Raw genomic sequence first — 19834 nt, 5'->3', positions numbered from 1 at the left:
TTGCCGCATCTTATGGCCATTGAGGCGCTGAAGAAGAACGACCCATCAGTATTTGCGCTTCCCGGTGTCGATGTTACATTTCGCGACGGTTCCGCCAATGAAGTCGATATCATCGCCTTGTATGCCGGCAAGGTATTGATCGGCGAAGTTAAAACGAGCCCGCGCGAGTTTGATGAAAACCAGATTTCTCGGGTCGTCGCTTGTAGTTCAAGGATGAATGCAGATGTGCATTTGATGGCATCTGTTGGGGAGATCCCTGTGTCTGCGGTAGATTTTGCGCGCACGAAAAGCAACCAGGTGGGCCTGGAGCTTCTGGTCCTCGGACGTTCGGAGCTGCGCCCGTCGGCCTCGGCATGACTGCTGAAGGCGTGCCACCTGACGCTTGCCGTGCTCTCATCGAGTCGGACGGGTCGTCAGTCCGTGGTGAGTCCGTGGAGGGCGGCAGACGGCGGCCGATTTCAGCCGATGGCGACTGACGGAAAAGATCAGGCCCCGAGCGCGTTGCCGCTGCTCAGGGCCTGATTCACCCGGCGAAAGGTGAGTGCCCCCGGCAGGATTCGAACCTGCGACACACGGTTTAGGAAACCGATGCTCTATCCCCTGAGCTACGAGGGCGCAACGGGCAGAGTACCGGGTGTGGTGGTGGGGGCTGAGGGGTGGGGCGGGTGTCCGGTGGGTCACTCGGGTGGACGTCGGGGGTTGCTCGGTGTGGTGGTCCGGGTGGTCTGCGGGTTTCTTGTGTCCGCTGTTGGGGGGAAGTGGGGTAGGCCACCTTCTCTGCGGGTGGCGGGTCCGGTAGAGACGGAGGCATCTTCGACCTTCGGCGAGAGACACTCCATGAGCGGCAGACCTTGGCCTGACTTCCGGCCCGGACCCCTGGGTGCGGTGGGGGCCTGGTGGCGGCGGCGGTGGAACCGGGAGGTGGAGGAGTTCACGTTCGAACCTCCTTCCTCCTCGCACCAGCACGCCTTCGAGACCCCGTTGCCCAGCGCCGTCTACGGGCTGGACTTCCGGGCTCGGTTCACCGTGCACTGGCGGCTGGACCTGACCACCGGGGCTCGGCACAACGCGCCTCGCAGCGCCGCCATCAACGACATCGTGCGGCGCGCCAGAACCGTCACCGAGCGGGCCATGCTGGTGCACCACGCCCCCCTCCAGCACCAGCTGGGCGACGAGCTGGCGGCCGAACGGCAGGTCGACGGCACGCACGTGTGGGCGCGGGCGGAAGGGGTCGAGTTGTCGGTGGACGACGCGGACCTCGAAATGGCCCGCAAGCACATCGAGCTGTTGCAGACCACCACCGTCCGGCAGGCCGAGCGGGACGCCGAACGCGCCGAGATCCGGTACCTGCGCGACGAGGTGCTGACCGACCTGTCCACCGCGGTGATCTGGTGGCTGCACCGCAACGGGTACCAGGTGGAGCAGGCCGTCGCGTTGGCCGACAAGCTCGGTGAACTCGTGCGGATCGCGTCGCAGCGCGGGGACGGGCACTGGGCGGACACCTTGGTGACCAGCTTCGAGAGCGCTCTGCCGCGGCTGACCGACGGGCACCGGCAGGACCTCCGGTTGCACCTGGCCAAGGCTCTCGGCATCTACGGCGGGGCCTCGGTCGCCACCGAGTTCGCCGAGCAGGTCGGCCTCCCGCACCAGAACGGGGCGAAGCCGTTGAACTGATTTCTCTACTGTGGGCGGTGTGAACCAGAACCTGACCGAGGTGCGCGGTGCGGCGGTGGCGGGCGCGTTGCGCGTGCTGGCCCGCGTGACGCCGTTCATCGAACCCGAGTTGATCGGCCTGCGCGATGTCGTGCGGCCCGGTGACGTCTGCGTCGACATCGGCGCGGCACTGGGTCTCTACACCGTGTCGTTGTCCCGGCTGGTCGGTCCACACGGGAGGGTGCACAGCGTCGAACCCCTGGTGTTCGCGCATCCCGCGCTGTCCTACCTGCTGCGGCCACGGGAAGGGCGCAACGTCGTGCGGCACTGCGTGGCCCTCGGCACGCGGGAGGGCCAGGACGTGATGAGCGTCCCCGTGCGGCACGGGTTGCCGGTCACCGGCCGGTCGTTCCTCACCGCCGGCGCGGACGGGCTGGGGTCCAACGTGGAGTTCGACCAGCACCTGGAAGTCCTGGTGCGCACGGACACCCTGGACCGGTTCTGCGCGGCCAACGGGATCGAGCGGCTGGACTTCGTGAAGGCCGATGTGGAAGGCGCGGAACTCCGTGTCCTGCAAGGCGGCGCGGACACCATTGAGAGGTTTCGACCGAAACTCCTCCTGGAGGTCGAGGAACGTCACGTGCGGCGGTTCGGATACCGCTCCCAGGACCTCGTGGAGTGGCTCGCCGAGCGCGGCTACCGGATGCACGCGTGGCAGCGCAACGCCTGGCAGCAGGTCGACCGGATCCGGCCCGACGTGCGCAACTACCTGTTCCGGCCTTAGCGGGAAGGCGGAAGACCCCGGTCCCTGGGGGTGGACCGGGGTCTTCCTGCGGACCGGCCTACGTCACGTAGACCTCAAGCTCGTACAGCGAGTATCCGTAACTCGTGGCCCGTTGGGTACCGGTCATTCGTACGAATCGTGTCGCGGTCGGCGGGAACGCGACCAGGTCCTGCCCGCCATCGCCCGCCTTCGTCGCGAAGACCTCCCGCCACCGGGTGCCGTCGGTCGACACCTCGATCCGGTACGACTTGGCATAAGCCGCTTCCCAGCTGAGCACGACCCGGCCGACCGTGCGTGACGCCCTTAGGTCGACCTGGAGCCACTGGTGGTCGCTCCAGTCGCTGGCCCAGCGGGTGTTCGCCCTGCCGTCCACGGCGTTCCCGGGCGGCGAGCGGTACCAGCCGCGCTCGTAGCTGCCGGCAGACGCCGCGGCACCGAACGCCAGGTTCGTGAGGTCCGTGCCGCGCCGGGACGGGAACTGCACCACCTGCTGGTAGGTGGGCCGGTTCTGCCAGTGGATCTTGTCGTGCGTGATGCCACCCATCGCCCGGTGGATGACGGTGTCCGCGCACCACTGGTCGCCCGCCGCGCAGCTCGCGTCACCGGGGTAGACCGTGGTTGTCGGGACGGCTGCCGCCTGCGCCAGGCTGTCCAGCAGGACCTGGCGGCACGACGCGACATCCCCGCCGCCGCAGTACTCGGCGCCCAGCGGCCCGGCGACGGAGTCCCCGAGCACGGTCCGCAGATCCTTGTCCACGTAGCTCCACCAGCCGTGCTGGAACGAGGAGCCCTTGTGCGGCGCGGTTCCGTGGGCGTCCGAGGGTGCCTCGTCCACCTGCAAGGCGTGCGTCAGCTGGGTGTACAGGGCGTCGCCGAGTCCGGGCCGGAATTGCGCACGGACCAGGATCGGCCACCACGCGTCGAGCACGCGGATCGCGTCGGCGTGCGCGTAAGCCTTGCTGCCACGCGAGGTCTCCTTGCGCAGCGAACCGGATCGCTGCCAGTCACGCAGCTTGCCCACGGTCGCGGCCAGCGCCGGATCGGCGACAGCGGCCGTGTCGATGACCCGCAACAGATCCGGCAGCACCTGCTCGGCCCGCAGGTCTGCCACGCCCGCCTCGGCCATCGCCTGGGTCAACGACGTCCGGGTCACCTTGCGGCCACCGGAGATCAGCGCGCGCATCCGGTCGTCGAGCAGGTCTCCCCGGTGCACGGAGCCGTTGCCGTAGCCGGAAGCCGCGTAGCCCAGGGCTTGCCTGTTGTTCCACGAGATGTAGTAGTCCTGGTTGATCGAGTTCGGGTGCTGGTCGAACGGGGTGTAGGACGCCGTGTTGCGGTCCGGGTTCCAGCCTTCCCACTCGTTGGCCTGCTCCGCCTTGATCGGGAGGTTCGGGTCCACGTGGGGCTTGCGCACCGGGTTCGCGCCGGAGTTGAAGTACGCGGTGTCCTTCGAGTCGACGTAGAACCAGTTGAACGCGTAGCCGATGTGCTCCGCGGCGCGCTGGAAGTCCTGTGGGGACTTGATCGCCTCCGGGTCGTTGAACTCCTGGAACCCGATGATCGAGTCCACTTCGTGCAGGTACGTCGAGCGCAGGGAGGTGTACGCCACGTGCTTGCCGCCGACCTGCGCGCGGCTCTGCACCAGGCCGTACTTCGTCCGGTACATGACGAGTGCGTACGACCCGGCGGGTGTCGGGTCGGCGACCGTCGGCCGCCACGCGTTCTTGCGCTCGATCCGTTCCATGGGAAGGCATTCCGACCGGAACCGGTAGTGCACGGACGCGGCGCCGGCGGGACGGCCGTCCGGCTCGCACAGCTCCACGGCGTACGTGTCGGTGATGTCCTGCCCGGCCGAAGTCGCACTCCACGAGTAGTCGATGCCGCGACCCAGCTGCACGTACATGCTCACGCCCGCGAACGAGACGCCGCGGGCCCGGATGCCGGGGCCGTTGAGTTCTTGCAGCATCAGGAGTTGCGGTGCGAAGTAGCCGGTCTGCGGTCCCCACACGGCGATCGGGTTGCCGGTGTCGGTGTGCGCGCCGGACACGGCCAGTGCGTTCGACATGCCGTGCTTCTTGGTCAGCAGGTCGGCCGGCAGCACACCGTCGGCGAAGATCCCTTGTACGGCCTTGAGATCGTCCGGAACGTCCACTGTAGACGGTGCTGCCGAGGTCTGGTCGTAGACCATGCGCTCGGGCGTCACGGCCCCGTCGGGCAGCGCCACGCCCTGCGGGTCGGCGGGTGTCGTCGCATACGGGAAGCGCCGGCCGTCGTGCACGGTCAGCACGGCCTCGGGGTCGTCCTGCTGCCGGAACGACCGCCACACCCGCTCGCCGACCGTTGCCCCGTAACGGTTCTGCGCGGCCAGCTTGACCAGCGCGTTCTGCACCTCGCCACCACCGCCCGCACCGAACAGCCCACCGACGACGGCGGCGATCGCGACCAGGTCGGTGGTCTTGAACGGCTGGATGTCGTTGCGGTTGGTGATCGCGTCGGCGTGCCCGGTGAGGACGTACTCGCCGGGGAAGTACCGGCCGTTCACCGACGCCGTGAGGTAGGCGTTGATGCCGGCGACGTAGTCCGTCACGTCCTGCACGGCCTGCTGCCCGCGTGGGCCTCGGGTGGCCACCTGGTCGATCTGCCGTTGCAGGTCCGCCTCGGTGTACGGGATCTGGTTGAAGAAGCTCTGCTCCAGCACCCGGTTCCCCTCGGCGCCACCGGCGAAGCCGGTGAGCTGCCCGCGCCCGAGGTGGCGGAACAGGTCCATCAGCCACAGCCGGTCCTGCGCCGCGGCGTAGCCCGCGCCGAACTCGGTGCCGGACCTGGTGGTGCCGTAGATGTGCGGCATGCCGAGGGTCTTGTCGCGGATGATGGTGACGTCCGCGCGCGGCTTGACGGTGCTCTCGACCTGGCCGGCGGGCACCCCGAAGGAGGCGTCGTCGAAGAACTCGCCGAGCTGGTCGTTGGTCAGCCCGGAATAGCCGGAGACCAGGGCGTCGTACTTGCCGAGCCGGTCGGCGGAGTGCGCGGGACGGGTGCCCAGCGCCTTGTGCGCCAGGATCTCGGCGAGCGTGGCGTTGCCGTTCTGGCCGGGCGGCAGCACGTCGTGGCACTGGCCCAGGCAGTGGTCGTCAGGGGTGAACGCGGTCGTCTCCGGTGCCGCTTCGGCGGCCGGGACGGTGATGGCGGCGGTGGCGAGGAGTGCGACCACGGCCAGGGATCGGGCGGCTCTCCGCATGACGCGAAGCTCCTTCCAAGCGGGGCTCGGTGACGCTCGGGAAGCAGTCGTGTGACGGACGTTACTGACAGGTAGTGATTCGCGAAAGAGCTTCGTGTTCTCTCGGGCGTCCACCGATCGGGTGTTGACCCTTGACCGTGTACGCGAGAGTTGGGAAAACACCTCACGTGATGCGTCGCCGAACCCTGCTGACCGGTGTGGTCGCGACCGGTTTCCTGGCCGCCCCCGCGGCGCACGCCTCACCCGTCCCGCCCATCCGCACGTGTGCCGACTGGTCGGCACGGCCGCCCGCCCAACCGCCGCCGGTCGTACGGCAGCGCCCGGTGCGGATCCTGGTGCACCACACCGCGTCGGAGAACTCCATGGACTTCGGCCAGGAGCACGCGTACGCCCACGCGCGGTGGATCCAGGACCTCCACATGGACAAGAACGGCTGGATCGACTCCGGCCAGCACTTCACCAACAGCCGCGGCGGATTCCTCATGGAGGGGCGGCACGGCAGCCTCGACGCGCTCCGGGCCGCCGATCGAATCGTCGTCGGCGCGCACTGCCCGGGGCAGAACGTCGAAGCCGTCGGGATCGAGAACGAGGGCACCTACCTCACCGTCGAACCGCCGGCCGGTCAGTGGGACTCGCTGGTGTCGTTCTGCGCGTTCACGTGTGAGCAGTACGGCATCCCGCCACGTGAGATCTTCGGCCACCGCGACTACCACGACACGCTCTGCCCCGGCGACAAGCTCTACGCCCTGTTGCCGCGTCTGCGCCAGGAAGTCGCGCGCGTCCTCGGCTGACCTCGGACATTTCCTGGCAACTGTGAACAGGCGGTTCCGTTGCCATTCCGTGGTGAGATAACGGTGCATTAACGTCAGCTTGCGTGTTCGTGCGCGATGCTGGGCGGGTACGAACACGAAACGCCAAAGCGGGGAGGCGTCGTGATCAAGGTGATGCTGGCCGATGACGAAGACCTCGTCCGGTCCGGCCTTCGCATGATCCTCAACAGCTCCGGCGACATCGAGGTCGTGGCCGAGTGCGACGACGGGCACCTGGTGGCCGACCTGGCCCGCCAGCACCGCCCGCACGTGGTGCTGCTGGACATCCGGATGCGGTCCTCGGACGGGCTCATGGCGCTGCGCCGGCTGCGCGCCATACCCGACCCGCCGAAGATCGCCATGCTCACCACGTTCGACGTGGACGAGTACGTGTCCGAGGCGCTGCGCCTGGGCGCGTCGGGCTTCCTGCTCAAGGACACCGAACCCGAGCAGCTGGTGCGGGCGGTCCGGGACCTCGCCCTGGGCGGGGCCGTGCTCGACCCCGGGGTGGCCGCCCGCGTGCTGGCCGCCGTCGCCGACGGTGAACGGGCCGCCGAGCCCGCGCGCCGGTTGCTCGCGTCGCTGTCCGAACGGGAGCGCGAGGTGCTGGTCCTGATCGGACAGGGCATGTCGAACGCGGAGATCGGCGGGACGCTGCACCTGTCGGAGGCCACCGTCAAGGGTTACGTGTCGTCGGTGCTGGGCAAGATCGGCGCGGTGAACCGGGTGCAGGCGGCGCTGGTCGCGTTCCGCGGCGGGCTGATCGCCTGACCGCAGCCGCTCGCGCGCCGCGGTCGGTCGCGTGACGGGAGCCGGTCGCGTGACGGGAGTCCGGCTAACCGCCGCTGACGATCTCCGGGATCTCGACCGTCGGTTCCACTTCCACCCGGTTGCGGCCGTGCCGCTTGGCGCGGTAGAGCGCCATGTCGGCGGCTGCGAACAGCTGGTCCAACTTGGCCGGTCCCGCCGCCACCCCGATGCTGACGGTGGGGCGGCGGATGGTGCCCAGGACCATCGTCCAGTCGTGCCCGGCCACCGCCGCGCGGATCCGTTCGGCCACGGTCGGTCCCACGTCGTGCGAGTTGCCTCCGGAGTCGCCGAGCAGCACCACGAACTCGTCGCCCGCCCAACGGGCCACCAGGTCGCCCGCCCGGCACTCGCGGCGCAGCAGCTGCGCTATCTCGCGCAGCGCCGCGTCGCCCGCCGCGTGGCCCGCGTCGTCGTTGACGCCCTTGAACCAGTCGACGTCGACCAGCACCAGCCACGGCACCCGGCCGCGGGCGGCGGTGCTCTCCAGCAGGCCCGCCGCGGCGCGTTCCAGGCCGAGCCGGTTCGCCAGGCCGGTCAACGGGTCGCGGGCGGCGGCTTCCTGCGCCGCCACGGCCAGCCGCTGCGCCTGCACGGCCACCCGGCGCTGCTCCAGGGCCTGCGCGAGTCCTTCCTGGAGCGTCTCGGCGGCGGTCTTGCCGGCGGCCACCGAGCAGCGCAGCGCGGCCGACTCGCCGACCGGGTCGTTCATCCGGGCGCAGATGTCCGCCAGGTCCAACGAGAACCTGAGCAGCAGGGACGGGTCGTTGATCGCCTCGGCCGCCGCCACCGCGCGGCTGGCCAGCGTGCGGGCCTCGGTCAGCGCGTCCTGGTCCCGCCGCACCACCGCGAGCACCCAGTTGGCCACCGCCTGCGCCCACTTGTCGCTCGCCTTGGTGGCCTGGCGCAAGGTCTCGTCGGCGGCCTCCTCGGCCGCCTCCAGGTCGCCCACGCCCGCCAGCGAACGGCTGTAGGCGCCCAGCAGGGCGCGCCGCATCTGCTCGTCCTGCGCCAGCTCCAGGCCTTCCCGCAGGAGGTCGCGGGCCTCGGCGAAGATGCCCGGCGCGAGCGACGGCGGGGACGAGATGGCGCGGAAGTTCAGCGTGCCGCCCAGGCCCTGGAGGCAGTGGCCGAGCACCTCGGGCACGTTCGCGCGCCGGGCGACCTGCACGGACAGCCGCAGCATGTCCACCGCGGCCCGCCGGTTGCCGATGCCCTCCAGCAGGTAGGCCAGGGCGAGCATGGCCTGGGCGGCGGCCGGGCTGTCGGCGTGCTCGGCGTCCAGGTCGGTCCAGCCCTCGGCGGCCAGTTCCAGCGCGAGCGGGATGCGGCCCAGCCGCCAGGCCAGCTTGGCCCGGTTGACCAGCACCGCGGAGCGCGTCCACCGGTCCACGCCGGGCGGCACCCGGCTCACCACCTGGTCGAACAGCGTGTTCGCCTCCGGCAGGCGCCCAGCGTTCAGCAACGCCTTGACCTCAAGGTCCTGTTGGGGCACCGCTACCAGCGGATCTCGCTGCTCCACTCGTGCTCGACACTCCATTCCGACTCGGCGGACGGGTACGCGGGCCCGCCCGCCAGCGGCACGGCCCCAACAGGCTACCGGGATGAACGCCGTGTGTACCGCTCCTCGTGCAGCACGGCCTCAAGGGGCAGCCGGTTGCGCCAGCCGTGGCGCTCCAGGTCGGGGGTGTCCGGCAGGGCGTCGACCGGCCCCACGCACAGCCAGGCCACCGGCCGCACGGTCGACGGGATGCCCAGCAGCCGGCGCAGCGCGTCCTCCCGGTAGAAGCTCACCCAGCCGACGCCCAGGCCCTCGGCGGTGGCCGCCAGCCACAGGTTCTGGATGGCCAGGCACACCGAGTACAGCCCCGCGTCGGCGATGGCGTGCCTGCCCAGCACGGCGGGCGCGCCGCGGTCCGGGTCGTAGGTGACGACCACGCCCAGGGTGGACTCCAGGATGCCCTCCACCTTGATCCGGGCGAACGTCCCGGCGCGCTCGCCGTCCAGTCCGGAGGCGAACACGCTGCGCTCGGCCTGCACGTGGTCGCGGAACGCGCGCCGGGTGTGCTCGTCGCGCACGAGGATGAAGTCCCACGGCTGGGACAGGCCCACGCTGGGGGCCGCGTGCGCGGCGTCGAGCACTCGGCGCAGCACGTCCGGCGGGATGGGGGCGCCGGTGAACTCACCCCTGGTGTCCCGGCGGCGGTGCACGACGTCGTAGAAGCTCATTCGGACGATCGTGCCTCACGCGATCCGGTGAACTTCGCGTCCGCACGGTGGCGTCCGTCTCAACCGGGCGTTGAATGGTCCGCCATGTCGGAAGTCGGCGGTGTGCACGGGTCCGCGTTGGGTTTCGCGGGCGGGGTGGTGGCGACCGTGGTCGCCGGTAACTGGTCGTCGGCGGCGTTGGTGCTGCTCACCGCGGTGGTGCTGGCGGTGTCGCTGATCACCACACCGGTCGGCGCGGCGCTCACCGCGGTGCAGTGCTGGGGCCTGTACGGCAGTTTCGTGATCGGGTCGGCGGGGCACTTCGTGCCGGACTGGTCCGCGTTGGCGGTGCTGGCGGTGGCCGGCACCGCCTCGCTCAGCGGCCTTGCGAGGGATAGGGCAGCAGCGCCATCTCCCGTGCGTTCTTGATCGCGGTCGCGACCTGGCGCTGCTGCTGCGGCGTCAGGCCGGTCACCCGGCGGGAGCGGATCTTGCCCCGGTCGGAGATGAACTTGCGCAGCAGGTTGGTGTCCTTCCAGTCCACAGTGGTCACGCCCTCCCTGCGCAGGAGGTTGACCCGCTTCTTCGGCGGGCGTTCGATCTTCGGCACGTGGGCTCTCCTACCGGTTCGAGTTGTCGGCATTGGGTCAGCTCACCGTCGCGGGCCATCTCGCGCAACCGCAGGCGGCACAGGCCCGACACCTGGTAGTACGCGCGCGGGTGAACCGCCTTTCCTTCCGGCGCCGGGTGTTCCGCGGACCGCCGAGGTGTTCGGTGCGCCGCTCGGGAAGGTGCGGCGGTTCGACCGGTTCTCCGGTCGGGGACGGGACGTGGGAGGCGCGCGGGACCGGGCGATCCCGACAGCCGCAAGGCGACAGGTCTTGTAGCCGGCAGCCGTTGTGCCGCACGTCCCCGTTGCGCCAGAGTCACCGGGGTGGCGATCAAGCGTCGTAAGGCCCCCGGTGCGCCGGTGTCCTCCCGCATCCGGCACGTGTGGGAGGCCGTCACCACCGCCCTGGCCCTGCTCACCGGGATCTACCTCATCCTCACCACGATCGAGCCCACCCGGGTGGTGCTCGAGCGCTACGTCGGCAAGCTCGACCAGCAGGGCCTGGTGGCGCTGGTCGCGGTGATGCTGGAGGTCGCCACGATCGCCGTGTACCAACTCGGGCGGGAGGTGCGGTCGCTGCGCGCGGCGGTCACCACCCGTGCCGGGGAGGAGGTCACGCACTCCATCAACGACGTGCTGTCCGGAGCGCGGTGGGGTGCCGTCGGGCGGCGTCGGCGGCGGGTGGAGGTGCTGGGGCTGACGCTGAACACCACGTGGCCGATGCTGGCGAACCTGCTGATGTCGCACGATCGGCCCTCCGGCTGGCGGGTGACCCTGTACTGCCTGGACCCGGCGTTCATCGAGCGGTCCGGTGAGCTGCCGTCCGAGTGGGCCGGGGAGGCGCGGCGCAGCCAGGAGCGGATCCGGACGTTCCTCGCCGAGGAGGGCGACGAGCTGCGCCGGCGCGGGATCGCGGTCGAGCTGAAGTCCTACGCCTGCGTGCCGATCGCGCACGGCTTCCGGTTCGGCGACGGCACGGTCTTCCTCTCGTACCTGCAATGGGCGGACAACGGGCGGATCCGGCCGTTCGAGTTCTACGACCGGGTCGCGCCGGACGACCCGTCGCCGCGGGCGGGGCACTACCGGGACCTGTACGACAGCTGGCTGGCCCGCGCCGACGCGAAGGCCGTCCCGGGCACGTCGGCGGCCTAGTCTGCGCGGCCTGGTCCCAGGCGGCCTGGTCTGCGCGGCCTGGTCCCAGGCGGCCTGGTCCTGGGCGGCCTAGTCCTGGGTCTCGCCGTCCGGGGACGCGCGCCACTGGACGAACGGGCGGTCCAGGTGCCACCTCGTGCCGTCGTGGGCCAGCACCCGGTGCTCGCAGGTCTCCAGGTTGGACAGGGACTCGAACAGTTCGATGCTCCAGCCGAACAGCCGGCGGCACAGCAGGCGGATGGTGAGGCCGTGGGAGACCACCAGGGCCGTGTCCGGGTGGTCCGGGTGGGCCATCCTGGTCTCCAGGTCGGTGAGGAACGCCGCCAGGCGGTCGTCCACGTCGGCGCCGGACTCGCCGTTCGGCAGCCGGAAGAAGAAGTGGCCGAAGGCGTGCCGCTGGTGCTTGAGCACCTCCTGTTGCACCGGGTCCTGGAGGTTGCCCCAGTCCTGTTCGCGCAGGCGCGGCTCGGCGACCACGCGCTCGGCCTGCGCGCCGAGGTCCAGACCGCGCAGGGTGGCGCGGGTGCGGACGTAGGGGCTCACGTAGACGGCCACCGGGGCGTCGCCCAGCAGGGCTTTGACGCGGGGACCGGCCGCGATGGCCTCTTGTTCGCCCGACGGCGTGAGGGGCAGGGTGTGGTCGGGTATACGGCAGTACGCCAGTTCGTCGATGTTGCCCAGGCTCTGTCCGTGGCGCAGCAGGATGATCCGCACCCTGCCATCGTGCCGATGTTACAGTCCGGCGGCGAAACCGGACGGAAGGTGTCACATGATCAAGTACATCGCGCTGTACCGGAAACCCGAGAACGTCGACGAGTTCGACGAGGCCTACTTCGCCACCCACCTGCCCCTGGTCGCCAAGACCCCCGGTCTGGTCCGCGCCGAGGTGGCCAAGGTGAGCCGGGTCCTCGTGCCCGGTTTCTTCGGCGAGCACGAACCGCACCTGGTGGCCGAGATGTACTTCGCGTCCGAGGCCGACATGAAGACCGCGTTCGACTCCCCGGAGTGGCAGGCGGCCGGCGCGAACCTCGGCGAGATCGGCGGCATGGAGCTGGTCGCGATGTTCGCGGCGGAGGTCGTCGGAGCATGATCGCGGTGGTGATCGGCGGCGGCACGATGGGCGCGGGCATCGCGCACCTGCTGCTCGCCGGCGGGCACGAGGTGGTGCTGGCCGAGTCGGGCGCGGAACGGGTCGCCGCCGCGCGCGACGCCGTCGAGACGTCCCTGGCCAAGGCGGTCGAACGGGGCAGGCTGGACCGGAGCCCCGAAGAGCTGCTGCGGAACCTGACCGTGGTCGAGCACCTGGCCGACGTGCCCGCCGAGCTGGTCATCGAGGCCGTGCCGGAGGACATCGAGCTCAAGCGCCGCGTGCTCGGCACGGCCGCAAGCGCTTGCCCGGACGCCGTGCTGGCGTCCAACACCTCGTCGCTGTCCATCGGCGAGCTGGCCGAGGGGTTGCCCGGCGAACGGGTCGTCGGCATGCACTTCTTCAACCCCGTGCCGGTGCAGAAGCTGGTCGAGCTGGTCCACCACGACGGCTCGTCGCCCGCCGTCCTGGCGAAGACCCGGAAGTGGGCCGAGCAACTCGGCAAGACCGTGATCGAAGTGCGGGACGCGCCCGGTTTCGCCACCTCGCGGCTCGGCGTCGCGGTCGGCATGGAGGCGATCCGGATGCTGGAGGAGGGCGTCGCCACCGCCGACGACATCGACACCGGCATGAGGCTGGGCTACGGCTGGCCGATGGGTCCGCTGCGGCTCACCGACCTGGTCGGCCTGGACGTCCGGCTGGCCATCGCCGAGCACCTGGCCGCCGAGCTGGGGCCCCGGTTCGAGCCGCCGCGGCTGCTGCGGGACAAGGTCGCCCGCGGTGAGCTCGGCCGCAAGACCGGGCGGGGTTTCTTCACCTGGTGACCGGGGCGCTCCTGGTAAGCAGGACGTCGTGCTGATCAGGGAACTGGACGAGAACGACACCGACGACGTCCGCAGGCTGCGCAAGGTCGCCTTCGGCAGCACCTCCGAGGACCCACCGCTGCGACCGGGCCGCCGAGGCCTGGTCGCCGAGCTGGACGGGCGTCCGGCGGCGGTGCTCTCGATCAGCGAGTTCCACCAGTTCTACGGTGGCGCGCCGGTGCCGATGGCGGGCATCGGCGGCGTCGCCGTCGACCCGTACGCGCGGGGTCGGGGCCTGGCCACCGGCCTGCTCGACCGGTCGCTGGCGGACCTGCGCGAGCACGGGCAGCCGCTGTCGGCGCTGTACGCGACGGTGCCCGCGCTGTACCGGTCGCGGGGCTGGGAGCGGGCCGGGGTGTTCGAGTGGCTGGACGTGTCGATCGACCGGCTGCCCACCGCGCCGAAGGTGCTCGCCCGACCTGCCGGCGAAGGCGACCTGGACGCCCTGCACGCCTGCTACACCGACCTGGCGTCCACGGTGAACGGGCTGCTCGACCGCACCAAGCCGGCGATCGACGTGGCCGAGGTGCTCAAGCTCGACATCGTCTCCGTGGTGCCCGGCCACGACGGCGAGGTGCGCGGCTACCTCACCGCCGAGCGCAGCCGCGAGGGCCTGCGGGTGTTCGACCTGGTCGGGCGGGACGCGGCGACCCAGCTGGGGCTGCTGCGCGAGCTGACCAGCTGGGCGGGGCTGCTGGACCAGGTGTCGCTGCGGGTGACCGACCCGGCGGTGACCGGGCTGCTGACCAACCAGGGCATCCGGCACACCGTGAACACGTCGGTGTGGCAGTTGCGGGTGGTGGACCTGCCGGCGGCGGTCGCGGCCCGCGGCTGGCCCGCGGCGGAGGCCTTGAAGCCCGCCGCGGTGGACCTGGAGGTGGTCGACGAGCACGCGCCGTGGCACGCGGGCAGGCAGCGGCTGGTCGTGGAGGACGGGTCGGTGCGGGTCGAGCCGGGCGGCGACGGGGCGGTGCGGCTGCACGCGCGGGCGCTCGGGCCGTGGTTCAGCGGCATGCAGGACAGCCACGCGCTGCGCCGGGCCGGGCTGCTGGACGGCGACGCGGCCCTGCTCGACCGGCTGGTCGGCGCGCCCGGCGTGCCCCGATTGGCGGACTTCTTCTAGCCTCCCTGGGTGCTCACCGCGCTGGAACTGATCGGGATCGCCGCGTTCGCCGCCTCCGGGGCGGTGGCGGCGGTGCGGGCCCGGCTCGACGTGTTCGGCGTGACCGTGCTGGCCCTGACCACCGCGCTGGGCGGCGGGATCATGCGGGACATCCTGCTCGGGGTGCGCCCGCCCACCGCCCTGGTGACCTGGCCGTACCTGGCCGTGGCGGGCGGCACCGGGCTGATCGTGTTCTGGTTTCACCCGACCGTGGAGAAGCTTCGCCGGGCGGTGCTGCTGTTGGACGCGATCGGGCTCGGGCTGTTCGTCACGGCGGGCACGTCCACCGCCCTGGCGCTGGGTGCGCCGCCGTACGCCGCGTGCCTGGTCGGGATGACGACGGGCATCGGCGGCGGCGCCCTGCGCGACGTGCTGCTGCGCGAGATCCCGCTGGTGCTGCGCAAGGAGATCTACGCGGTGGCGGCGCTGGGCGGTGCGGTGACCGTCGCGCTGGGCGACCGGCTGCACCTGCCCGCCGACGTGGTGGCGGTCGCCGGGTCGGTGCTGATCATCACCGTCCGGGTGCTCGCGCTGTGGCGGGGCTGGAACGCCCCCGTCGCCAGGAAACTTGACGGCTAGCTCACACCGCCTTCTCAGGCGGCTCTCAGGACGAAGGGCAAGACTGACCCCCATGCGCATCCTCGTTGTCGACGACGACCGGGCCGTGCGTGAGTCGCTCCGCCGCTCACTGCAGTTCAACGGCTACCAGGTGGACCTGGCCGGTGATGGCCGACAGGCCCTCGAATCGGTTGTCGCACAACGTCCGGACGCGATGGTCCTGGACGTCATGATGCCCCGCCTGGACGGGCTGGAGGTGTGCCGCCGGCTGCGCAGCACCGGCGACGACCTGCCGATCCTGGTGCTCACCGCGCGGGACGCGGTGTCCGACCGGGTGTCCGGGCTGGACGCGGGGGCGGACGACTACCTGCCCAAGCCGTTCGCCCTGGAGGAGCTGCTGGCCAGGCTGCGGGCGCTGCTGCGGCGGGCCGCCGCGGACGCCGAGGAGCCGACCGGGGCGGTGCTGCGGTTCGCCGACCTGGAACTGGACCCCGGCACCCGGGACGTGCGGCGCGGCGAGCGGCCGATCAGCCTCACCCGGACCGAGTTCGCGCTGCTGGAGCTGTTCCTGACGCACCCCAAGCAGGTGCTCACCCGCGGCCGGATCCTGGAGGACGTCTGGGGTTACGACTTCCCCACCTCCGGCAACGCGCTGGAGGTCTACGTCGGCTACCTGCGCCGCAAGACCGAGGCGGAGGGCGAGCCGCGCCTGCTGCACACCGTGCGCGGCGTCGGGTACGTGCTGCGGGAGACCCCTCCGTGATCAATACCGCCAACGGGCGGTTCCAGCGGGTCTCCCTGCGCGCACGGGTCACGCTGCTGGCCGCGTTCTGCGTGGCCGGCGTGGTGGGTGTGGTCTCGCTGGGCGCGTACATGACCGTCAGCAGCAACCTGGACGAGCAGCTGAACCTGAGCCTGCGCGAGCGCGCGCGGTCCGCGGTGATCGCGCCCCGGGTGAACAACAACGTCACCGAGATCCCCGGCGCGTTCCTCGCGGCGGGCGACGTGCGGATCGGCCTGCTCAACGTGGACCGCGAGATGCTCTACCCGAAGGGCACCACCGCGCCGCCGTGGCAGGAGGGCGACCTGGAGGTGGCGGCCGGCACCAAGCTGGAGAACCTGTGGGACGACCCGCGCAGCGGGTTCCGGGTGATCTCCGTGCCCTACGACGACGACCGGGCGATGGTGATCGCCCAGTCCATGGGTCCGCTGAACACCACGTTGGGCAAGCTGTCCGTGGTGCTGTTCGTGATCAGCGGGCTCGGGGTGCTGGTCGCGGCGGTGGCGGGCACGGCGGTGGCGCGCACCGGGCTGCGGCCCGTGCAGCGGCTGACCGAGGCGACCGAGCGGGTGGCGATGACCGGCGACCTGCGGCCGATCCCGGTGACCGGTGACGACGAGCTGGCCCGGCTGACCCAGCGGTTCAACGCGATGCTGGTCGCGGTCGCGGACTCGCAGGAGCGGCAACGCCGGCTGGTCGCCGACGCGGGCCACGAGCTGCGCACCCCGTTGACCTCCATGCGCACCAACCTGGAGCTGCTGCTGGCCTCCGAGCGGCCGGACGCGCCGACCTTGTCCGACCAGGACAAGGCCGAGATCAACGCCGACGTGCGGGCGCAGCTGGACGAGCTGACCACGCTGATCGGCGACCTGGTGGAACTGGCCCGCGAGGACGCGCCGCAGGTCGTGCACGAGCCGGTGGACCTGGTCGAAGTGGTCGAACGGGCCCAGGACCGGGCGCGCCGGCGGGCTCCGGCGGACGTGCGGTTCGACGTGCGGCTGCAGCCGTGGTCGCTGCTGGGCGACTCCAGCGCGCTGGAACGGGCCGTGCTGAACCTGCTGGACAACGCGGTGAAGTTCAGCCCGCCCGGCGGTGTGGTGCGGCTGGAGCTCCGGCAGGTGGGCGACGGCAGCGTCGCGCTGGAAGTGGCGGATTCGGGGCCCGGTATCGCGGACGCCGACCTGCCGCACGTGTTCGAGCGGTTCTACCGCTCCTCGGAAGCCCGCACCCTGCCCGGCTCGGGGCTCGGGCTGGCGATCGTGAAGCAGGCGGCCGAACGGCACGGCGGCGCGGCCTACGCGGGTCGTGCGCCGGAGGGCGGGGCGCTGTTCACCCTGCGGCTGCCCGGACGTCCCTGATCGGCGACGCAGCGGCACCGGCGCGACACCCCGACCGGCGTGACGCCCCCAGGTGCCGGCGGCCCGGGGCGGAGTCCCGCTCCTACGGGTGAACACGTTCGAACAGGGAATCCGACGGATTGCCCACAGCGCGGCGTGAACCACGCCTGGGAGGTCAGGCCCGGGTCCCCCGGCCGCTCGCGCCACCGGGGTGGAGTGGGTGGAACGCCCGTATCGTGGTCCGTCGTGATCAACCACGCCGTCGACGACGTCGAGCGGCCCGCCACCGGCGTGGTCGTCATGGAGGGATGAGGTGTGACGTGCTGGCGCGGCAGAGACAAGCGCTGATCCTGGAAGAGGTCCGGCGCACCGGCGCGGTGCGGGTCGGCGACCTGGTGGTGCGGCTGGGCGTCTCCGACATGACGGTGCGCCGCGACCTGGACGTGCTGGCGGCCCGCGGCCTGCTGGAGAAGGTGTACGGCGGGGCCACGTCCGTGGTCGGGCGCAGCACCGACGAGCCCGGGTTCGAGGCCAAGTCGGTCCGCCAGCTGCCGGAGAAGGAGGCCATCGCGGAGCAGGCCGCCGGGCTGGTCCGGCCGGGTACCGCGATCGGGCTGTCCGCCGGCACCACGACGTGGACGCTGGCCCGGTTCCTGGACGACATCCCGGACCTGACCGTGGTCACCAACTCGATCCGGGTCGCCGACGTGTTGCAGCAGGGCGGGCGCACCGACCGGACCGTGGTGCTCACCGGCGGGGTGCGCACGCCGTCGGACGCGCTGGTCGGGCCGGTGGCCGTGCAGGCGTTGCGGTCGCTGCACCTGGACGTGGTGTTCCTGGGCGTGCACGGCATGGCCGAGCGCTCCGGCTTCACCACCCCCAACCTGGACGAGGGCGAGACCGACCGGGCGCTGGTGGACGCGGCGGGCCGGGTGGTCGTGGTCGCCGACCACACCAAGTGGGGCACGGTCGGCATCTCGACCATCGCGGGCCTGGACGAGGCGGACGTGCTGGTGACCGACGAAGGCCTGGCCGAGCAGGCGCGAGCGGTGCTCGGGGAACGGGTCGGGGAGCTGGTCCTGGCGCACGTGCCGGGACGGGAAGAGGAGGAGCTCGGGTGAAGCGCACGGCGGGGAAGCTCGCGGACGGCCGGGAGATCATCTACTTCGACGACACCCCGGAGGCGCCGCCGCGGTCCGCGGTGGACACCAGGGACCTGCCGCGGTCGCACCCCCTGTCCGAGGTCCGTCGCGACCCGCTGACCGGCGAGTGGGTGGCGATGGCCGCCCACCGGCAGACCCGCACCTACAAACCGCCGGCGGACCTGTGCCCGCTGTGCCCGTCGACGCCGGGCAGGCCGACCGAGATCCCCGAGTCCGACTACGACGTGGTGGTGTTCGAGAACCGGTTCCCGTCGTTCGCGCAGGGCGTGCCGGAACTGCCCTCCACTGTGGACGGCATGCCGATGGTGGCGCGGGCGGCCGGGCGCGGCTACTGCGAGGTGGTCTGCTTCACCTCCGACCACGACAAGTCGTTCGGGGCTCTCGCGCCCTCGCGCGTGCGGACCGTGGTGGACGTCTGGGCGGACCGCACCGCGGCGTTGAACGCGCTGCCGGGAGTGGCGCAGGTCTTCCCGTTCGAGAACCGGGGCGAGGAGATCGGCGTCACCCTGCACCACCCGCACGGCCAGGTCTACGGCTACCCGTTCGTCACGCCGAAGACCGAGCGGATGCTGGCCGTGGCCGCCGAGTACCGGGACGAGCACGGCCGTCCGCTGATGGGTGACGTGCTGGCCGCCGAACGCGCCGCCGGCACCCGCGTCGTCGGCACGTCCGAGCACTGGACGGCGTTCGTGCCCGCCGCCGCCCGCTGGCCGGTCGAGGTGCACGTCGTGCCGCACCGCCAGGTGCCCGACCTGCCCGCGCTGACCGACGCCGAACGCGACGACTTCGCCCACTTCTACCTGGAAGTGCTGCACCGGCTCGACGCGCTGTACCAGCGACCGCTGCCCTACATCGCGGCGTGGCACCAGGCGCCGGTGGCGGTCGGGCGCGACCTGTCGTGGTTGCACCTGGAGGTGTTCTCGGTGCTGCGCGCTCCGGACAAGCTGAAGTACCTGGCCGGCTCCGAGTCCGGTATGGGCGTGTGGATTAACGACGCGACACCCGAGCAGATCGCGGAACGGCTTCGTGCGACCGCGTGAGCGCGCCACCCGGTGCGCGCCGCTTCGTGAGCGTCAGAGGCACGAGCGTCAGGGGGCAGGAGCGTCAGGGGGCAGGAACGTCAGGGGGCATGAGTGTCAGGGGGCATGAGTGTCACTCCACTTCGTGAGATCGCATTCTCACAACTGATGCCCAGGTCCGTTTAAGGCTCCTCTCAGGCGTACACCCCAGAGTGGTGGACATGACCGAGAACGAGCCGCAGCCGCAGCCGCAGCCGCAGCAGCCGCAGTCGAGCCCGTGGGCGCGTACCGGCTCCGGTCAGCAGGACGCCGGTTCCCAGCAGCAGGGTGCTGGGCAGCCGGGCAGCGGTGGGCACGGGACTGTGCAGGGCAGCCCCGTTCCGCCGACAGGTGCGCAGGGCGTTTCGCAGGGAGACGCCGTGCCGCCGCACACGGGTGCCGTGGGCGTTCCGCAGGGGAACCCCGTGGCACCGGCCGCCGGTGCGTCGAGTGCTCCGCAGGGGGGCGCCGCCACATCGGACCAAGGTGCGCCGGGTGCTGTGCAGGGCAGCCCCGTGCCACCGCAATCCGGCCCGTCGGGTGCCTGGCAGGGTGGCCCCACGA

The 19834-nt window shown here is 71.3% G+C and carries 21 protein-coding genes and 1 tRNA gene; 15 read left to right on the top strand and 7 right to left on the bottom strand.

Annotated features, from left to right (window positions below; translation table 11 throughout):
* Nucleotides 1-12: 12 nt before the first annotated feature.
* Nucleotides 13-357 (top strand): hypothetical protein, encoded by a 345-nt coding sequence (locus FHS29_RS14780; RefSeq protein ID WP_184691200.1) that lies wholly within the window; start codon nucleotides 13-15, stop codon nucleotides 355-357.
* A 185-nt stretch (nucleotides 358-542) separates the two neighbouring features.
* Here the strand turns inward: FHS29_RS14780 and FHS29_RS14775 are convergent.
* A tRNA-Arg gene (locus FHS29_RS14775) sits at nucleotides 543-615 on the bottom strand.
* 222 nt (nucleotides 616-837) lie between these two features.
* Between FHS29_RS14775 and FHS29_RS14770 the strand changes: the two genes are divergently transcribed.
* Together FHS29_RS14770 and FHS29_RS14765 are read left to right on the top strand one after the other, a co-directional pair.
* A complete protein-coding gene (locus FHS29_RS14770) occupies nucleotides 838-1674 on the top strand; it encodes a hypothetical protein (protein ID WP_184691199.1) in 837 nt (278 codons plus the stop codon).
* 19 nt (nucleotides 1675-1693) lie between these two features.
* Complete coding sequence (locus FHS29_RS14765; protein ID WP_221455984.1) at nucleotides 1694-2437, top strand: FkbM family methyltransferase; 744 nt, start codon at nucleotides 1694-1696, stop codon at nucleotides 2435-2437.
* 58 nt (nucleotides 2438-2495) lie between these two features.
* Here FHS29_RS14765 and FHS29_RS14760 read toward each other — a convergent pair whose 3' ends face one another.
* A complete protein-coding gene (locus FHS29_RS14760; protein WP_184691197.1) occupies nucleotides 2496-5675 on the bottom strand; it encodes a penicillin acylase family protein in 3180 nt (1059 codons plus the stop codon).
* A 170-nt stretch (nucleotides 5676-5845) separates the two neighbouring features.
* On the opposite strand from FHS29_RS14760, the gene FHS29_RS14755 reads away from it, so the two are divergent.
* Nucleotides 5846-6466 carry a peptidoglycan recognition protein family protein gene (locus FHS29_RS14755; protein WP_184691196.1) on the top strand — a complete coding sequence of 207 codons (621 nt, stop codon included), beginning with the start codon at nucleotides 5846-5848 and terminating at the stop codon, nucleotides 6464-6466.
* A gap of 141 nt (nucleotides 6467-6607) precedes the next feature.
* Nucleotides 6608-7255, top strand: a complete 648-nt coding sequence (locus tag FHS29_RS14750) for a response regulator (protein WP_184691195.1) — start codon at nucleotides 6608-6610, stop codon at nucleotides 7253-7255.
* A gap of 64 nt (nucleotides 7256-7319) precedes the next feature.
* On the opposite strand, the gene FHS29_RS14745 is transcribed toward FHS29_RS14750, so the two are convergent.
* Nucleotides 7320-8786: a GGDEF domain-containing protein gene (locus FHS29_RS14745; RefSeq protein WP_312864917.1), complete on the bottom strand. Its 1467-nt coding sequence runs from the start codon at nucleotides 8784-8786 to the stop codon at nucleotides 7320-7322.
* A gap of 101 nt (nucleotides 8787-8887) precedes the next feature.
* Nucleotides 8888-9520, bottom strand: a complete 633-nt coding sequence (gene bluB / locus FHS29_RS14740) for a 5,6-dimethylbenzimidazole synthase (protein ID WP_184691193.1) — start codon at nucleotides 9518-9520, stop codon at nucleotides 8888-8890.
* Nucleotides 9521-9604: 84 nt separating this feature from the next.
* On the opposite strand from bluB, the gene FHS29_RS14735 reads away from it, so the two are divergent.
* Nucleotides 9605-9928 carry a hypothetical protein gene (locus tag FHS29_RS14735; protein WP_184691192.1) on the top strand — a complete coding sequence of 108 codons (324 nt, stop codon included), beginning with the start codon at nucleotides 9605-9607 and terminating at the stop codon, nucleotides 9926-9928.
* Here FHS29_RS14735 and rpsR read toward each other — a convergent pair.
* Entirely contained in the window at nucleotides 9876-10142 is a 267-nt protein-coding gene (gene rpsR / locus FHS29_RS14730) for a 30S ribosomal protein S18 (protein ID WP_184691191.1), read from the bottom strand. The genes FHS29_RS14735 and rpsR overlap by 53 nt on opposite strands.
* 291 nt (nucleotides 10143-10433) lie before the next feature.
* Here rpsR and FHS29_RS14720 point away from each other — a divergent pair, with 291 nt between their 5' ends.
* Complete coding sequence (locus tag FHS29_RS14720; protein WP_184691189.1) at nucleotides 10434-11261, top strand: hypothetical protein; 828 nt, start codon at nucleotides 10434-10436, stop codon at nucleotides 11259-11261.
* A 69-nt stretch (nucleotides 11262-11330) separates the two neighbouring features.
* On the opposite strand, the gene FHS29_RS14715 is transcribed toward FHS29_RS14720, so the two are convergent.
* Nucleotides 11331-11975, bottom strand: a complete 645-nt coding sequence (locus FHS29_RS14715) for a histidine phosphatase family protein (protein ID WP_184691188.1) — start codon at nucleotides 11973-11975, stop codon at nucleotides 11331-11333.
* Nucleotides 11976-12030: 55 nt separating this feature from the next.
* Here FHS29_RS14715 and FHS29_RS14710 point away from each other — a divergent pair, with 55 nt between their 5' ends.
* From FHS29_RS14710 to galT, 8 genes are all read left to right on the top strand, one after another.
* Nucleotides 12031-12351, top strand: a complete 321-nt coding sequence (locus FHS29_RS14710) for an EthD family reductase (protein ID WP_184691187.1) — start codon at nucleotides 12031-12033, stop codon at nucleotides 12349-12351.
* Nucleotides 12348-13172, top strand: a complete 825-nt coding sequence (locus tag FHS29_RS14705) for a 3-hydroxyacyl-CoA dehydrogenase family protein (RefSeq protein WP_184691186.1) — start codon at nucleotides 12348-12350, stop codon at nucleotides 13170-13172. Before FHS29_RS14710 ends, FHS29_RS14705 begins: the two co-directional genes overlap by 4 nt.
* 28 nt (nucleotides 13173-13200) lie before the next feature.
* Nucleotides 13201-14334 (top strand): GNAT family N-acetyltransferase, encoded by a 1134-nt coding sequence (locus FHS29_RS14700; protein WP_184691185.1) that lies wholly within the window; start codon nucleotides 13201-13203, stop codon nucleotides 14332-14334.
* 9 nt (nucleotides 14335-14343) lie between these two features.
* Nucleotides 14344-14952 carry a trimeric intracellular cation channel family protein gene (locus FHS29_RS14695; protein ID WP_184691184.1) on the top strand — a complete coding sequence of 203 codons (609 nt, stop codon included), beginning with the start codon at nucleotides 14344-14346 and terminating at the stop codon, nucleotides 14950-14952.
* Between the two features lie 52 nt (nucleotides 14953-15004).
* Nucleotides 15005-15694 carry a response regulator transcription factor gene (locus FHS29_RS14690; protein ID WP_184691183.1) on the top strand — a complete coding sequence of 230 codons (690 nt, stop codon included), beginning with the start codon at nucleotides 15005-15007 and terminating at the stop codon, nucleotides 15692-15694.
* Nucleotides 15691-17070, top strand: coding sequence for a HAMP domain-containing sensor histidine kinase (locus FHS29_RS14685; RefSeq protein ID WP_184691182.1), 1380 nt, complete (start codon nucleotides 15691-15693; stop codon nucleotides 17068-17070). The genes FHS29_RS14690 and FHS29_RS14685 overlap by 4 nt, the downstream gene beginning before the upstream one ends.
* Nucleotides 17071-17369: 299 nt before the next feature.
* The gene (locus tag FHS29_RS14680; RefSeq protein ID WP_184691529.1) at nucleotides 17370-18170 is read left to right on the top strand and encodes a DeoR/GlpR family DNA-binding transcription regulator; all 801 of its coding nucleotides are present in this window, start codon (nucleotides 17370-17372) and stop codon (nucleotides 18168-18170) included.
* A complete protein-coding gene (gene galT, locus FHS29_RS14675) occupies nucleotides 18167-19252 on the top strand; it encodes a galactose-1-phosphate uridylyltransferase (protein ID WP_184691181.1) in 1086 nt (361 codons plus the stop codon). Before FHS29_RS14680 ends, galT begins: the two co-directional genes overlap by 4 nt.
* A 173-nt stretch (nucleotides 19253-19425) precedes the next feature.
* Here galT and FHS29_RS36805 read toward each other — a convergent pair whose 3' ends face one another.
* Nucleotides 19426-19587 carry a hypothetical protein gene (locus FHS29_RS36805; protein WP_246440300.1) on the bottom strand — a complete coding sequence of 54 codons (162 nt, stop codon included), beginning with the start codon at nucleotides 19585-19587 and terminating at the stop codon, nucleotides 19426-19428.
* Between the last annotated feature and the right edge of the window lie 247 nt (nucleotides 19588-19834).

The sequence above is a fragment of the Saccharothrix tamanrassetensis genome, assembly GCF_014203665.1.
Classification (GTDB): domain Bacteria; phylum Actinomycetota; class Actinomycetes; order Mycobacteriales; family Pseudonocardiaceae; genus Actinosynnema; species Actinosynnema tamanrassetense.
The sequence above is the reverse complement of the archived record's forward strand: the minus strand, read 5'-3'. Positions and strand labels throughout refer to the sequence as shown.